Raw genomic sequence first — 18,772 nt, forward strand, 5'->3', positions numbered from 1 at the left:
ATTATAAAAACACGTTATAAATTATAAAAAAATGAGAGGTTAACAAATGAGAAAGCTATTAGCAATCTTGGGTTCTGTGTCACTTATAGCTTCATCTAGTTCTGCAGTTGTTGCTTGTACATCAACTAAAGAAACTAACAAAGTTAATGATGAGACATATTTTAATAATAATCTTGCTAACATGATGGGAGCTGGTTTTGATAAAGCCAAAGCTCTAATCTTAGATGATCAATTTGGGATTTCACAAACACAAACTTTAAAAGGGTTAAGCAATATTAAAGCTAGCAAAACTAATCCTGATTTTAATCCTAATGATGGTAATTTAAACAACCATTCAATGAGTGGTGATGTGATTTCAAAATACTTTGGTAACCAAGTGATTGGTGATAAAGCTATAACTGGTAAAAATATCTCTTATGGAAATCAAAATGGAGAAATGGATGGAATTTCAGCATTAATTCCAGATCAAATTCGTCCAATTTATGAACGTGTAATTTCTGTTTTTAAAGGTTCTGAAACCTTTATTGAACCTTTTATGAATGCTAACTCATTAAACCAAAACTTAGATGGAATTTATAATTTAGCTTCTGGATTTGGAACAACTGTAAATGATTTAATCAATAAATTATTACAAGCCTTAAAAGTTGATGTTTCTGGTTTTAATAAATCAATTAGTGGTGCTATTACTAGTGTTAATGGGGTATTTGGATCTGAAGTTGTTAACCAAATCAGAAATGTTTTAACCCACGTTGGAAATGATTATGATACCTTAGTTAATAATGCTCATAAAGATATTACAGATAATGTCCATAAATTTAGTGACATTAGAGGATATGTTGATACTCAAATTGAATCAATTCTTGATCACATTGTTGATTTTGATAGTGATGATGGCTTAGAAATTCCTTTTATGATTTCTAGTTTACAAACAACAGGAACATTAACTAGTTTAGAAGCTAAGATTATTACTTTAGTTGATACTTTAATTAAAAAACAAAATGTACCAATTAATCCAGCTTTAAAAGGAATTGATGCTAAAAGTGCTGAAACAGCACTTATGCCTTTACTTCAACCAATTGTTTCTTTAATTATGGTTTCAAATGTTGCTTTTCAAAAATTAGATCAATATAAAGATTACGAACCAATTGATAAAGAACATTTATTTGACGCCAAAATTAAGAATTATGATTGATTAAACACATTTAGTGATACTGCTATTAATGACCAAACTTCACCAGTTTTAGCTGATAAAGCTTTAAATATTAACTACTTTGTATCTAATTTAAATTACTATTTTGGAAAAATCCAAGATGCTGATGATCAAGCAACTTATCGTTTACAACAACTTTTATTCTTATTATTTAATGATAAAAGTGATAAACAAGAAAACAAAAACATTAATTATGGAGTTCAAAATTCTACTTTATTAAGCCACATTTACAATATTGGTTTTGGAATTGGATATCTTGAAACTTTACCACCAGATGATGCTGGAGAAGATTATGATTCAACTTTGAACCTAGCTCTTATGACTTGTTTAAGTTCACCACAAATTAAAACTCAAATTATGGATGGTTTAGTAAAACCTATAATTCTTGGATTAATTAATGGTGATGATTGAAACTATGTTGTTGTGATTGTAAATGATATATTAAATACCATTTTAAAAGGTAATTTAATTCCAGCTTTAAATAATTATCCAACAAGTGAAATTATTAAAGCAGTTCAAAGAATCTTACAAAACTCAGTTAATAACCCTGATTTCTTAGCTTTCCCATTTAGAAGTTTGATGATGGGAGATTTAAGTAAATTAATTAAAGGAGTTAATATTCCTGACAATATTAAAAGTACAATTGATATTATTTTTGGACAAGGAAATAAGAATCTTTTTGGTTTATTAAATAAACCATTATGACAAATTCTATCTTTATTTGGAATGAGTGTTGGTTTACCTGGGATTAAAGGAACTATTATTCCTAATTTCGGAGATCAATTCACTTTATTATCAATTCCAGAATTAATTTCATTATTAAACTCATACATGAATAATGTTTTTCCAAATGAAAAGAACTTGTCTAAATATGTAACTTATAAAAAAGATAAAGATGGAAAAGACACAACTGAAATTGATTTAACTCATTCATTAGAAATCTTTAATTTAAAACCCAAACTAGTTATTGATTTAATTATGCAAGTGATTGGTACAAAAACCGATGGAACAGATAACTTAATTTCTAAATTCTTAAGTGCTTTATTTGGAATTACAGCTGATGGAGGTCAAACTCCACCAAGCCCAACTTCAAAAACAATCACAGTTCAATTAGCTGATGATAGTGGAGACAAACCAAGTGATGGAGGAGATACACCAACTCCACCAACTGTCAAAATTACAATTGATGTTCAAGGAGCTTTAAATGTCTTAGGTTTTGAAGGGTCAGATACTTATAAAAATCCTTCATTATTAGGAGATATCATGCAACTATCTTTACCTTTATTAAAGGTAACTGGTGATACATTTACTTTAGCTGATGAAAGTGTTTTCAAAATCGACTTAATGAATAGAGAATATAAAAACTTTATTTCCTTATTTGATATGTTTACATCACCAGCTGACTATCAAGACATGATTAGAACTTTTGTCACAGATGATAGTATTTATAACTATCAATATGACCCAAGTAGTGTGAAATACTTTGCTGATACTAATAAGAAATTAGTAAAAAGTTATGATTTCACAATTACTTTTAAAAATCCAATTGATGGGACAAACACTAAATATTGATTTAGTGTCAAAAGAAATTCGAATGCAGAAGTCTTTGAATTCTATAACGTTGTAAATAATACAATTATTTAAAAATTAGAAAAATCTAAATTAAAACAGAAAGGAGCAATTAAATAATGAAAAAATTCTTATCACTTCTAGGTGCGATTACAATTACAGCTTCAAGCGTATCAACAGTTGTTGCTTGTGGTTCAAAAGACAACACAACAAAAGTTGAAGATAATAAAATACCTGAAACTCAACAAGTAAAAGATATTCGTCAACAATCAGTTGAAGAAGCTAAAGGCTATATTTTAGCTGATGCTTATGGATTAAACCTAAAGAAAACCGTTGAACAAGCTTTTGCAGCATCAAGTAGTGACTCACCATTAGTTAATGGAGATACTTTAAGCAGTGCTAATCTAAAAGGCTTAAATATTAACGGAACTAAAGGAACTGACTCACAAGCTTTAGTTGATTTAATTAATAACTCAAATATTAATATCCCAATTATTAACAAGCAATTTAAAGACATTATTATTCCTGGAGTTAATGAAACTCTTGGTGATTTAATTGCTCAAAACGGTAGTGCAGTTGCAAATATTACTAAACTATTACAAAAAATGCCAATTACCCAATTACTTTCTGCTTTTGGAGCCGCTTCTGGTCCTCTACTTGGAGTGATTGCACCAAAAATTGCTGATGCGATTAAAGGATTAAATCTACCTGGAGTGATTGGAGATAACTTAGATATCTTCTTAAACGGAGTTGCTAGTGGATTATTAACAACTGCAAATGGTTTTTATAGTAAATATTCAGTTGATGCTTCTTTAGAAGAAATTGATAGTTACTTAACTTTAGATCCAGCAATCATGAACCAAACAGTTAATGAACTACAAAAAAGTTTATATGCATCAATCTTTGCTTTAGTTGGTTATGCTAAATTCCCAGATACTTACCAAACATATGGACTTAATACCTTATTATCTAATAAAACAGTTGACTTATGATGAAATTTGACAGGCGCTGGTACATTCACTATGCCTGATATTACAATTCAAAACACATTATCATTGTTAATGAATAAACCTGAAAATGCAGCTTGAAATAATTCAAAAGCTAAACCAGGATTAGTGAAAGAAAAAAATGGGGTTTTAAAATATGCTTTACAAACCTTAAAAATTCTTGAAGTTTTAATAGCAACTTATGATTCTACTTTAAATGATAATTTTGTTATCAATGATGCAAATCATTTGTTTGATGCAAATCAAGATAACAATTCTTATTTAAAAAACTTTACAAACAAAAAAATTCCTTATGAAGTAAAAGCCATGGGCTCTAATGGTATTCATCTAGATTATTTACTGAATAAAATTGGATACTTCTTTTCTAATAATGAAGAAAACGGATTTCGAATTTTAAAACTTATGAATATTATTTTCTGAAGTATATCTTCAAACGGTAATACTAATCTTGAAAATATTTATGAGTTAATTAGAAGTGCTTATTATTCATCACAAGGATTTGGAGCAGGAGCAAAATTAGGATGAGGAGGTGCTTCACTTGTTCTTGGAGGAGCTTTAACTAATGTGTTGTTACCAATTCTAAACGACACAAAAATTGAAGCTAGTTCTATTTCTGCATTACTTTCTTTAGTAGGGACTTTTATATCAGACGAAAAAGCCAAAAAAATAATTTCTAACATTGGCAACTTCATTAATAGTGATTTTGCTAAAAATGAATTCTTCCCACATCCATTCTCATATCTATACTATGGAGATATTAATAAGATAACTGTTCCTTGTGGTGATTATGATATTAGTTGATTAGCAAAAGCTTTGAATATTGATGAAGTAAACTTACACAATATGCTAAATCAAGCAAAAATTAATGACTTTATCAAAACTTTTGCTAAGAAAGACATCAACTTAGGGCTATTAAATAATATGACTATTGATGGAGCAATTACTGATATTACTAGTCAATTAAACAATGACAATCCATTAACAAAAGAAGCACAAAGAGTAATTACAATTACTCCAATCAGAAATATGATTAAACTTTTAATCGTTGATAATACTCCTTTTGCTAATGAACCAGATGCTACAAGTAATGGTGCTTATTCAAAATCATTATTATATCAATTAATAACTGGAGCTTTAGATGTTACTGGCTATCCAAAATTATTAGGATATCTAAATATGAAAAGTGATAGTGACAAAGCTTTGATTCCAGCTGATGCTGATAGAGGACATACCTTTGTTTTTGCTAACTCATTTATTGGGCAATTAACAACTTGATTAGTTCCTAACTTAGCAAAAGTCAATGACCCAACTGCTAATAATGGAAGAGGAAGTTTGATTGATCTTAATAGTGCAGCAAACGATCCTTCTTCATCACAAGACTTATTTGGGGCTGTTTGACAAGTTGGTTGAGATTTATTAAAAGGAGCAAACTACCAAGCAATGGTAAATGAGTTTGTTTCTAACAATTCTATTTGAACTGTTTCAAATGTGATTTCAAATTATGATCCAAACAATAAAAATGTTTTATTAAGTCAAACATATGATTTAAATCTAAAAACAGATAGTTATTCTGATTCTACTAATGGGATTTATGAACCAGGAGTTGACTTAAACTATCGAATTACAATCGCTAGAGTTAATGTTAATGAAACATTTAGTTTCAAGGCCTTAACTAGATTGAAATAAACTATAATAAATTAAAAGAAAATAGGTGAATTAAAATGCGTAAAATTTTATCTTTACTAGCAGCAATTACTTTGACAGCAACATCAGCTACAACTGTTGTTGCTTGTGGAGCTTCTGCTTATAATGGTCTTGGTAAAAACGATACATATAAAGATATCGTTTTCCCATCAAGACAAGTTTCTGAAAAAGAAATTACTGGTGCTGCTATGGCTAGATTACGCACTGTAATTCTTGATAATGAATATGGTTTAAGTGATGCTAAAAACAAAACTTTTTCAATGAAACAAAGTGCTGATGCTTTAACAACTCTTGATAATAGTGAACCAATTAGTAATGTTTATAATCGTTATTTTAATGAAGGTTCACTTCATACTGCCACATATTCAGACAATATTAAATTACAAGGAACTTTGGGAGAAGATGGAGAAATCTTCAAACAAATCTTTGATAAGTTAACAGACTTTATTCCAGCTCCTTTGAAAACTATTATTTTCCAATTATTTAATATTGATGTTAATAAAATTGCTGATAAATCAGTTGAATCAGCAAGAACTTTAATCTCAATCTTAACAACTATTAATGCTCAAGTTGTTGGGACTGGAATTCCAATTGGAATTGATAAATTATACAGCTTAAACAAGGTTGGAAAATTCACTCCAGTTGATGTCTTAAATAATCTACTTAATGATTTAGTAAAAAAACTAACTCAAGAAAAGGTTAATAGTTTTTTTGATAGTTTAACTTTTGGAGTTAACTTTGATTTATCTGATTATAAAGTTGAAGACTTAAACTCCATCTTTATGATTGAAGTTGCTAATGCAGCTAAACTGTTTGGCAGTGAAAAAGTTGATGGTCCTTTATTTGGATATGATAATGACAACAAAGTTTTAACTAGTGATTCCACTGAATTAAATAAAGCCTTAATCGCTAGTGGACAATTTTTAGGAACAACTTTTTTAACACCACCAAAACAATCATCAAATAACATTATGATGGGTGTGATGCATATCTTTAGAGCACTTTCTGCCTTATCAATTAAGATGCAAATCTTTAATGATGATAATAAGAGAATTGATAATACTGATTTTAATAATAAAGATCACATCTTTGATAAAGACAAAACTAACGTTCAATTTATTAGTGAACGTTTAACTGGTAAGAAATTAAGTGAAGTTGCTAGTGAACATTCAACTTGAGTAAATCAAGAAGATTTAAAATATTTAAACTTTGGAGAATTAATTTCTAACTTAGTTTATTTCTTAGCACCAAATGATGAAGGAATTCAACAAGGACGTTTATTTAAATTATTAAACATTATGTTTGCAGATAAAGTTGTTGATAATAAAATTAGTTCTAATGTTTCAAGTTTATTAGCTGGAGTCTTTAGTTCAACTAATAAAGATGTTGTTACAAGTGATAATCTTTCAACCGTTGCTAAAACATTAGATGATACCTTTACTAATGCTTTTTTAACTAATACACAAATTCCTGACCCAGGAACAGGTAATAAATTTGCTTCTAATTTAAAAGATTGATTAGATACAAATGAAGAATTTAAGAAAAATCCTTTCACAGTTGCTTATCATGGAGATTTAACTAACATGGTTACAGCTAACTCTTTAGATGGTGTAATTGGAGCTCCTTTCAAAGCTCAAGTTCAAAAAGTTTTAATGTCTATGTTTACTTTCTATGAAACTGCTGAAAGACCATCAGCTGATAAAAGCCAAATTAACTTATTAAACTTATTTAATTTAAAACTAAGAACTATCTTTTCTGCTAGTGGAGTTAAGGACTTTTCAGTAGAAGATTTAACTAAGAATAACGCCTTATTTCCAAATGTAGCTGACTTCTTTGTTAATAAATCAATTATTAGCTTAGCTAAAGATTTAAGTGAAATCTTTGCTTTAAGTGGAATGGAAACAAGCAAAGTTCAAGGAGTTGGTGTTGATAAAATCCCTGGTTTGAAATATCGTTATGCAATTATTCCTGAATTTAAAGAAGTAATTAATGAAATTCTTTATGGAACAGAATTAACAGCTGACAATAAAAGTATCTTATGAACAATTATTAATAATCTAAATGATCCAAGTAAGAACTTAAGCTTTATTGGATATGATGATCAAATGAATTATAAAGTTGATTCACCAATCGGAAGATTATTAATCTTCTTTGTCCCAGAATTTGCAAACAAAGAAAAACAAACTCCTATTGATAAAGATATTAATGGAAAAGATGTAACTCCATATCAAGTAATCTCAAGAGATACTTTAAAAAATAGTGCTGGTTATACTGATAACTTCGGATGAATATTATCTGGAATTGCTAACTTCTTAAAAGACATTATTCCAGGAACTAATTATGAATATTGATTAAAACCCGTTTTAGGTGGAAGAAGAAATATTAATGGTAATTATGGTGATAATAGTCCAGCCTTTACTATCATTGAAGGAAACGATGTTAGAAAACCAAAATTTACTTACTTTAAAGGTAAATATAGAAAATTAGATTTCTCTCAAGTGATTAAATCTGGAGATATGTATATCCAATTTGATCCAACTGGACTTGAAATCCTAAATGATAATGGTCAACCAATCCAATTGGGTTCAGGACATAAAGCAGTTTATCATATAACATTTGAAAGACTTGGTGTAAATGGAGCAGCAGGTACACCAACTGATACTTTAAAATTCACTAAAATAGAAAAACTTAAATAAGATTGAAAAGTAATTAATTTATAAAAATTAATTACTTTTTCTTTTCTTTGTTAAAAAGGCTTTAATTTGTTTTTTAAAGCATTATAGTATAATAAGTATATGAAAAAGTAAACTTATAAGGTTTAAGATTTTAGGGAAATAAGGGAAGATTATTATGAAGAAATTACTAGCATTACTAGCCTCAATTACGATTGTTGGTTCTAGTGCTTCAACTGTTGTTGCATGCGGAATTAATGCATATGCTGATCTTAACGACAATGGTGATGATAGACCAAGTGGAAACAATAAAGACAACGGTGGAAACAATGAAAAACCAGAATCAGGTTGAAGTGGTGATCCAGGAAAACGTAATCCTGATAATAATAATCCTGATAATGGAAATAGTGGAAACGACAATAATGGTGGAAACGATAATGGAAATAATCCTGATGACCCAAACAAAAACCCTGATAACAAACCAGAAACCCCAACAGTAATGACAAATAGAAACAATATCTTAGCTTCATTTGAACAAATGATTCAAAAAACAATTTATCAAGACCAATATGGTTTTGATGGAAACTACTTAAACCAACAATTATTCAGTGATTCAATGAGTAATTGAATTAATGTGAATCAAAATAACAATATTAAAAGTAATTTAATGGGTGATGAAGGTGATGCTAAATTTAAGGAAGGTAGTTCATCTGACTTTATTAATCATTATTTAAATTCTCCAACAGAAAATGTTAATTTGAATGGTGATAAAGGAAATATGAATGCTAAACCATTCAATGATTTCTTGCCAGAAAAAGCTAATAAAGTAATTAATGGAATCAACACATATGACGAAAAATTTGGGGTTTATTCTCCAACTGCAATTTTAAATGCAATAGCATTTGTATTGAATGGTTTAGGGATTCAAAAAGCGGCTGATAAAGTACTTTCTTTTAAAGAACAAGTTCTTGGAATAACTAATCCTATTTTGAATGATCCTGAAACTAGAAAAATCATAAAAGACATTGAGCCTACAACAGAATTAAATAACTTATTTGGAGAAATGACTATAGGCGATAGTCAAAAAAGCATTATAAATGGTGTGGCGTGACTTTTAGCTATTGGAGTAGGAGACACTGCTCAAATTAATCAATTCTTACATATAAATGACTTATCACTATATACTTCTAACGCCTCATTGGAATATTTAGTTAACTTAATTGGAGATTTAAATAAAACAGATGATAAAGGAAATCCTGTTAAAAAAATTGATGCTAACAATTACAAAGAATACATTCTTCCAAAAGGGATAATCAATAAGGATAATTTAAAAAATTTAGTACAAAATTCTTATTCTATTTTTGCTTTATTCACAGGGTATCTACAAGCTTTTAGTGACTATAAAGTCGCTGCTCCAAAAGATGCAAATCACATTTTTTCAGATAATAAAACGAACTGAGATGTTTTAAGTGAAGTCCGTAATACAAAGATTAAGAACGCAACAGTTGGAACAGGAATTAATGTATATTCTCTTGTTGCTGATTTAGATTATTATTTAAGTGATTTTAAAACTGATATCGGTATGTATAGAATCCAAGCTATTTTTGCTATTTTTTGTCAAGATAAAGATTACAATGGAAGTTGAAAAAATGTTCAAGGTGGAAAAACATTACTTCTTGATTGAGATGACAAAAAGAACAATCAATTGAACACTAGCGTAAATACTCCAATTATAAGTCTTGCTACAAAAGTCTTATCTCAATTGATAAATGTTGAAAAAGTCTTAAAAGACGCAAAAGTAGATTGATTAGTTACCTTATTAGGTTATCCAATTACTAATGCAACATTACAACAAGTTTTCTATCAATTATTTATGAACTTTAGTACACAAACTCAAGTGCAATTATCTAAAGGAATGTACCATCAAATTTGTGAAAAAGGTGGATTTTTCTCACTTCTTCCATATATTGATGAAAATTGAGTTAATACCCTTTTAAACAATCCATTAAAATTCCTTTACAAGGGAGATTTAATTTCTTGGTTATCTAATTTTACAGATAATGTTAAAGGTACAGGACCCAAAAGCTGACTTGCAGCAGCGGGCGTATCCGCGGCAGCGAAACCCGGTATCGAAAAAGTAGTTAATTCATTAAAACCAATGGCTAATTCCAATGGTCAATTTAATCTTCAAGAGCTATTAATTCGCCCATTAGGGGAATTGCTAAATATGTTTAATGCTGGACTTTTTGACAAAAATAAATATCGTTTCAATCCAGCATTTGCAAGTTTTTACACAAATAAGGACATTTCAGAATTAGCTGATTATTTAGCTATAGAGATGTTCAATGTTAACAAAATGGCTAAACGGGCTGTATATAAAAACAAGGCTTTCGATATTGAAAAAATTAAACCCGTTTTAGAGTGTCTATGAGACAAAAACGGAAATAATATTATTGATGAATTTTTCAATATTCTTGAAAAATATACTGGTGTTAATCGAATTAATAAATTAAATAATTTGTTTGGATATGTTGGTATTAATAAATTTGATACAGATAAATTATTTGGTCAATTATTACTATTATTCTTGCCACAATTAAGAGATAAAATTCGTGTTGAAAAAGGCAAAAATGTTGTTGCAGGAGATGACAAACAAACTTCACCAATCATTGATACAGTTGTGAAAATTTATAAACAATTTATGGAAGAAATTAACATTCCTACAAATTACAATTCAGCATTAAAACTAGCTTATGATAATAGAAGAAATGAAATTGTTTATACAAAAAACATAGAATTAAATGAAAATAATTTAAAAGGAAGTGCTAAAGTAACTTATACTTGAACAAATCCAAATGGAACTAAATTTGCAACAATCTATACATTTGAATTTTCTAGAGAAAAAGATACAGAAAAATTTAAAACAGCCGTTACCAAAGAACCCGTTAAATCAGATGATACTGATAAGAAATAATAATTATTTACAATTTATTTAAAAGAACTTACATATGTAAGTTCTTTTTTGTTACAATCATTTTAACTTAAAAACTTAACTTATAAGTTTACAAGGGAGATGAAAAGAAATGAAAAAAATGTTATCAATTTTAGCAGCTATTGGGATAGTTGGTTCTAGTGCATCAACTGTTGTTGCTTGTGGGATGAAGGCAAATTATAAAGTTGAAAGTACTAAACCAGAAACTCCAAATTCTGATAAAGATAATAGTTCAACTAAACCATCACAACAACCAAGTGGAGTTGATTTTGGTGATAGTACAAGAGGTGAACTTCCAAAACCAACAAATCCAGATGAACCAGATAAAACTATTCCTCCAGTTAAACCAGTAACTCCAAACAAAGAAGAATTTGATTATCAAAACCAAGATAATATCATGGTTGCTTTACAACAAGTCGTGCAAAAAACTATTTATCAAGATCAATATGGTTTTGATGGTTCTTATTTAAATAAATTAATCTATAATGATTCAACTCTTGATTGAACTAAAGATAATACAAATGCTGATCTTGATAAAGTAAAAAGTGAACATGATGCTTTAACAACTGATAGTATTAGTGCTTTTACTAGTCATTATCTTGGCAAAGTTGAAGGAAATATTAATTTAAATGGTGATAAAGGATTAGATAATGCTAAACCTTTTAATGATGCGTTACCAAAACAAGCAAGTGATGCTTTAAATACAGCTGATGATTATATTAATAAAGTTGGAATTTATTCACCATCAGGATTGTTTGGTTTACTATCAACAGGTTTAACTGCTGTTGGTTTAGATTCAGTTGCCACTCAATTATTAAGTTATCGTCAAACTATTGAAGAAAAAGTTGACCCAATCTTAAATAATCTTGATGTTAAAAACGTCATTGATTCATTTTCATCACCAGATTTAATTAAAAAACGTTTTGGTGAATTAAGCGTTTTTGACTCACAAAAATCAATGATGATTGGGATTGCTTGAATCTTAGCAGTTGGTGCTGGTGATGAAAAACAAATTGATGCTTTCTATAACATGGAAGACATTTCCATTTATCAAAAAGCTATGGATTATTTAGTTGATTTGGTTGGAAACGTTAATAAAAACGGACAAACTTCTTCAATTAAAAAAGAAAACTATACTAAATACCTTTTCAATGAAGACAAAACAATGAATAACGACCATTTACAAAAACTATTAAATAATGGTTATTCAACAGTTGATATCTTTGCTGGATATATTCAAGCTTTTAGCAATTATAAAGTAGCAGAACCAACAGATAGTGATCATATCTTTTCTGTTAAGGAAAGTAACTGAACTGTTATTAATCGAATTAGACAAACTAAAATTAAGGATTCTAATTTAGACTTAACTTTAAATATTCATTCCTTTGTAGCAGACTTAGATTATTATTTAGGAGATTTTGATAGTGATAAAGGAATGTATCGTATTCAAGCCTTACTTGCAATCTTTTGTCAAGATCGTGACTATAAGGGCAATTGAACAAATGCTCAAAAAGGTAAAGCTTTATTATTAGATTGAAATGATAATTTAAATCATCAAATTGATATTAATGTTAATACGCCAGCAGTAACCTTTGCTACAAAAGTTATTGCCAAACAAGTTGATGTTGAAAAGGTTTTAAAAGACGCTGGAGTTGATTGGTTAGTCTCTCTACTAGGTTATCCAATTACTAATGAAACTCTACAACAAATTACTTACCAACTATTTATGAGTTTATCAACTCAAGTTCAAGTTCAACTTTCAAATGGGATGTATAACAAGATTTGTAAAAAGGGTGGTTGATTATCAGTTCTTCCTTATATTGATGAAAGTTGATTCAATCAGTTGTTAAACAACCCTTTACAATTCTTATATAAAGGTGATTTAATTGCTTGATTAAATAACTTTACAAATGCAATTCATGGAACTAGTGTAGCCTCAAGAGCTGTTGCTAATAAAATTATTAATGAAGCTAAACCTGGAATAGATAAAGTTGTTCAAAGTTTAAAACCATTAGCAGATAAAACTGGTAGAATGAATCTTCAAATTCTATTTACACGTCCCTTAAGTGATTTACTTTCATCATTTAACCTTGGATTATTTAATGAAAATAAATATCGTTTTGCACCAGAATTTGCTAGTTTCTATACAGATAAGACATTATCTGAATTAGTTAACTATTTAGCAAGTGATATGTTAAAAGTTAATAAAATGGATAATCGTGATACCTTAAAAAAATATAGTCTTGATCCTTCAAGATTAAAACCGATCTTTGATGCTTGTTATTTAATAGATGAAAATGGAAATGAACATAACATTGTTGATTTATTCTTTGAAGCTTTAAAAGAACCTAATGGAGTTAAAAGAGTTAATAATCTTTCTAATCTCTTAGGAATTATTGGAATTAATAAATATGATGAAAATAAAATCTTAGGAAAATTTTTAATCTTCTTCTTACCAGAAGTTAAAACAAATAATCTTCTTCATGGTGTTGATAAAAAAACCGGAATTCATTATGTAAAAGGTGATGATAAATTACAATCAGAATTAATTACAACTGTTTTAGGTTTTTATCAACAATTTATTAAAGAAGTAAATATTAAAACTGACTATGATAAAGCTTTAAAAGCTGTTTATAGTGAAAGAAAAGAAGAATTTAAACAAGAAGAACCACTTAATTTAAGTGATGATTTATTAAGTGGTAGTCAAACTATTTCATATAGTTGAATAGCTCCTGATAAAACTATTTATCAAACAACCTATAGTTTTACTTTCCACAGAGATTCTTTAAAACAAAAATTTACAACTGAAGTTAACCGTAGTGAAACTACAATCACTCCAGCTAACTCTCCAGAACAAAAATAAATTAAAATTAAGAACCTATAGCAAGATTGCTAAAAGTTCTTAATTTTGTTTTATAATCTAAAACAATAAGAAAAGGGGATTTTTATTATGACAACAAAAACAAATAAACCATTAGTAGCGATTACTGGTGCTAGTGCTGGAATCGGAAAATGTTTAGCCTATACTTTTGCTGATGCAGGTTATCCAGTTTTATTAATGGCTAGAAGAAAAGAAATTTTAGATAGTTATACTGATATTGAAGAAAAGATAACAGCAAAAGTGGATGTACGTGAAATTGAAGAAATTAAACAAGCTATTAAATTAGCCGAAAGTAAATATGGTAAGGTTGATTTATTTATTAATAATGCAGGAATTATGCCATTAGGAAGTTATTTAACTCAACCATTAAGTGAAAAATATGACACTATTGATATTGATGTTAAAGGAGTAATTAATGGAATGGATAGTGTTCTTTCAGATATGGTTGAAAGAAAGCATGGAACTATTGTTAACATTTCTTCTATAGCTGGAAGATATACTTCTATTGATCATGCAATTTATAACGGAGCTAAAGCAGCTGTTAATTATATTACTGAAGAAGCTAGAAAAGAAAACGCTAAAAACAACGTTCGTTTTACTTTAATTGAACCTGGAATTGTGCAAACTGATTTAGCCAAACATTCAACTGATATGGATGCTTTAAAAGAATATAGTGAAAAAATTGAAGCTGTAAATGGTGGATTAGATCCTAACTTTATTGCTGAAATGATTTTAAAAATTTATGAATTACCACAAGAAGTTTCAATTAAAGAAGTGCTTTTAACAAGTACTAAACAAGTTGGATAAGCTTTTAAAAACACTTATATAGAACTAATAAAGGAGAAATCCTTTATTTTTCTTTATAATAAAATTATTAATAAACATTTATTTTAAAAGAATTGGGAAAATATTAAGTTTTGAGTTTTGAACTAGTTAAATTAAAAAATGAAAATCACCATAAAGACAAAATTATCTTTACTAGTGTAATTGGAATCTTTATTGTTTTAGGAATTGGTAGTTTTATTGCTACTTCTTTTTATAGTGTTGATTATAAATTTGCAGATACTATGTATAAAAGTATGAAATATAAGATTTTTAGAGGATGAGAAGCTTATACGATTATGGATGGTAATGTTGGTGTAATTACTTGTTTAATATTGATGTTCTTAGTTTTATTTGAATCTTATGTTTTATTTATAGCAAGACATCATCCGGGTCATTGATTTGCGCAATGAAGAAATCACAGAATTTGATTCTATGTTGTTGGATTTGTTGTCATTGTTGCTATTGAAGTTCCAGTAATGATGAAAGTTTGTTTTGCTAACTATGGATTTGGAAAAAAATTTGATTGAATTTTATTAATTGGAAGCGATTATCAAATTCCAATCTTTATTGTTTCATTAGTTTTACAATGAAGTTTTTACTGATTCATGGCTTATATGATGCTAACAAAAATTGCTAAAACAGATTTATTTTTAGACGATCATTATTGAAGAAGAGCTTTAATTTTAGTTGTCATGTTAGCTTTTAACTATATTATTATTTTGATTTTTAAACCAGGATTTGGAAGAGTTTATTACTTTAATATCAACTGACAAACTATTTTTGACTCTGATTTCAATTTGAATGCTCCAGAAAACATTGCGAGAAAAGCTTTTTATTTAAATCAAACTCAATTCCAATACGGATATACATTTTTAGATGGAAATTCAGATTTACTAACGTCAACTCCTAATAAAGCGATTTATAATATTCCACCTGAAATCACTCAACCTTGATATAAGGCAAGAGGATTCTTTGGTTCAAGATATGTTGGAACGCGTGGAACTACTATTGATGGTGCTTATATTCCCGGTGATTATGGAATGTTACCAAAATCAGATGCCTTCCCATCAGGTCATACTGCTGCAACCATTTTTATAGGTTCAACAATTTGAGTTTTTGCCAAACCTAATTTAAAAATTAAAAAGAATCGTAAATATATTTATATTGCTTTTGTTATAGCAATTATCTATTTATTAGATATGATGTTTGCTTTGGTTTCTTCATCAGGGCACTGATGAAGTGATATGGCATTCCAATTATTTATGATGCCTGTTTGATTTATCTTAGCTTATTTACTATGTGATAAAGTCTTATTTAAACTATGTTCTTGATTTGGTTATAACTATGTTAAAAAAATAAGTTATAAAGATGAAAGAGATACTGTTAATAAAGAAAATAAAAAAGCTAAAAAAATTTCAAAATAAAAAAGAAAGATTAATTTTTAAAATCCTCTATAATGAGAAATGGAAATCAACTTTTAAATAAGTTAAAGGTTATTTCTTAACTGATAAAAGAATTTAATCAACCCAAAACAAAACGTTATGTGTATCTAGCATCGTTTAAAGATTGTGTTCTTAGAAAAATTTTTCGATTCTTTTTATCATCTTGAATTACAATTCTACTCAAATCTGTAATTCAAACTTTTTTAAAAATTAATTACTTGAACTTTTAATATGAAGTTCAAGTTTTTTTATGTCAGAAAATGGCTCGATTTTTGATATTCACTTTAATTTGTTAGAATAATAAAGATATTAAAAAGTTAACAAATTATAAAGGAGAGAATAATTATCGAAACAGACAAGAATAAAAACATCGAAAACAGTGCTGAAGATTTAAATATCTATTCAGAACACTGAGATCGCCTATTAGCTTTAGAAAGTGATATTGATGAAGACAACATCTCTATTCAAAATAACTTTAAAGCTTTAAAAGCCATCGATAGATTAAAAAAAGTTCAATTAAAAGAACTTAAAACTTTATATCATGACCAACATCTTTCAAAAGATGAATATGATAAACAAAAAACATTAATTAACGATAAAGCTTTAGAATCTAAAAACGAAGTTTTAGATGAATTAAGCTACAATACATCTTTTATTGTCGCTAAGTATAAAGAGCTTACCGACTTACAATCTCATAAGAGAATTAAAGAAATTAATAAAAGACTTTCAACAGAACAAAAGAAAGTTAATCGCAAAGTTAAACAAGATAAAAAACTAGCAAAACAAGAACTTAATAAGGTTGTTAAAACTTATAAAGAAAATGGTGTTTCAAAAGAAAAGATCAATGAATTAAAAGAACAATATGAAATTCGTTTCTTAAAAAAACATGAAAAAACTTTAGCAAAACAAGAACAAATTAACGACGGATTTATTAAATCTAGTCGTTCAACTTCTTATCAAGCAATTATGATTGCTTTATTAGTAGCAGTTCCAACCTTATTATTAATTGGATTATTAGTAAATTATCTTTACTACATTCCACAAACTAATAAACAACACATAGCAGCAGGTAAAGATGCTTTATGAAATAATGGTGGCTATGGCTTTGAATTTTCAAGTGTCACAACCCCAGGATTTATTATCAGTATGATTCTAGTAGTGATGATTCTTGTGTTTACAGCATTCTTAATTAAGCACTCTGCAAAAAGAATCGTAATCGATCGTGAAACTAATACTGCCAAAGTTGCAAGTATTGGATTTATTGCCGCTTTCTTTGACATGATGGGGGTTGGAAGTTTTGCTTCTGGTCTTGCTATGTTTAAAGCTGGAAATGTTATTAAAGATGACAAAATGACACCAGGAACTTTAAATATGTCATTTTGTGCACCAATTATGATGGAAGCATCATTCTTGGTTGGAGCAATTAGTGTTGATATTTTAACACTAGTAGTTCTAGTAGTTGCTGCTGTAATTGGTAGTTATATTGGAGCTAGTTTAGTTGATAAATTTAATGCTCAAACTATTAAATTAGTAATGGGAAGTGCTTTATTTATTGCTGGAATCGTAATGATTTTAACAACACCACAAGTAGCTTTAATTGGAGCTGCTGGTGGAGCTAACGGAATTGTTGGTTGAAAATGAGCCGTTGCTGTTCCAGGGTTCTTATTAATTGGAGTCTTAATGAGTTTTGGAGTTGGTAGTTATGCTCCAAGTATTCTATTATTAAGTTTATTAGGAATGGGATTAATTTATATTGCTCCAATCATGACTTGTACTTCAGCATTCTTAATGCCAGTAACTTCATATAAATTCTATAAAGATAATAACTACTTACCAAAAACCTCATTAACAACCATGTTAGGAGCAATTTTTGGTTCAACCATAGCCTTTTTATTCTTCTATGCAGGATTACAAGGATCTGGAGTAATGTCTGCTGATGGAGTTGCTTATAAATCAATTGTTAAATGATTAACAATTGCTGTAATGTTCTATTCATCAATTACAATGTTTATTCAATATTTCCAAAACCGTAAAACTGCTGGTGAAAAAGCTGAAGCTATGAAAAAACGTAATAAACGTAAATCATTAACCAAAGTTAATAAACAAGATTTAACTCCAACTATTAATCAACAATATGAAAAAACTCTAGATCGTTATAGTAATGATTTAGATACTAAATCAATTGTTGAACAAGAAAATATTCCAATGGACGAATGAGTTAAAAACCCGAACTCAGAAGAAGATTTAGTTTCAGATTCAGTTGATAAAGTCTTAAAAGATATTGATACTTCAAAACCAAATCCTAAAAGAAAAACTAAGGTTGAAAAACCAGAAGAAAAGAAGAAAACTAACTAAAAAACTTTAATTTAAGAGTATTATTATAAATAATAAATATTTTAAAACACGCAATGATTTTTATCATAGTGTGTTTTTTAGTATAATTAATTAATATTTTAAGGAAATAAAATTA

The 18,772-nt window shown here is 28.3% G+C and carries 8 protein-coding genes; all 8 read left to right on the plus strand.

What is annotated here, in order from left to right:
* The first annotated feature begins 46 nt into the window (after nt 1–46).
* A complete protein-coding gene (locus CP520_RS00320; protein WP_096862498.1) occupies nt 47–2,854 on the plus strand; it encodes an MOLPALP family lipoprotein in 2,808 nt (935 codons plus the stop codon).
* Between the two features lie 44 nt (nt 2,855–2,898).
* The gene (locus CP520_RS00325) at nt 2,899–5,472 is read left to right on the plus strand and encodes a lipoprotein (protein WP_096862499.1); all 2,574 of its coding nucleotides are present in this window, start codon (nt 2,899–2,901) and stop codon (nt 5,470–5,472) included.
* Between the two features lie 35 nt (nt 5,473–5,507).
* On the plus strand, nt 5,508–8,186 hold the full coding sequence (locus tag CP520_RS00330; protein ID WP_096862500.1) for an MOLPALP family lipoprotein: 2,679 nt from the start codon (nt 5,508–5,510) through the stop codon (nt 8,184–8,186).
* A gap of 154 nt (nt 8,187–8,340) precedes the next feature.
* The gene (locus CP520_RS00335; protein ID WP_096862501.1) at nt 8,341–11,136 is read left to right on the plus strand and encodes an MOLPALP family lipoprotein; all 2,796 of its coding nucleotides are present in this window, start codon (nt 8,341–8,343) and stop codon (nt 11,134–11,136) included.
* Between the two features lie 109 nt (nt 11,137–11,245).
* Nucleotides 11,246–14,017 carry an MOLPALP family lipoprotein gene (locus CP520_RS00340; protein ID WP_096862502.1) on the plus strand — a complete coding sequence of 924 codons (2,772 nt, stop codon included), beginning with the start codon at nt 11,246–11,248 and terminating at the stop codon, nt 14,015–14,017.
* A gap of 87 nt (nt 14,018–14,104) precedes the next feature.
* A complete protein-coding gene (locus CP520_RS00345; protein ID WP_096862503.1) occupies nt 14,105–14,842 on the plus strand; it encodes an SDR family oxidoreductase in 738 nt (245 codons plus the stop codon).
* Between the two features lie 110 nt (nt 14,843–14,952).
* Nucleotides 14,953–16,284, plus strand: a complete 1,332-nt coding sequence (locus CP520_RS00350; RefSeq protein ID WP_096862504.1) for a phosphatase PAP2 family protein — start codon at nt 14,953–14,955, stop codon at nt 16,282–16,284.
* A gap of 984 nt (nt 16,285–17,268) precedes the next feature.
* Nucleotides 17,269–18,657 (plus strand): TSUP family transporter, encoded by a 1,389-nt coding sequence (locus tag CP520_RS00355; RefSeq protein WP_096862505.1) that lies wholly within the window; start codon nt 17,269–17,271, stop codon nt 18,655–18,657.
* Nucleotides 18,658–18,772: the final 115 nt, after the last annotated feature.

Origin of the sequence: Mesoplasma lactucae ATCC 49193 (assembly GCF_002441935.1) — a bacterium.
Lineage (GTDB): Bacteria > Bacillota_I > Bacilli_A > Mycoplasmatales > Mycoplasmataceae > Edwardiiplasma > Edwardiiplasma lactucae.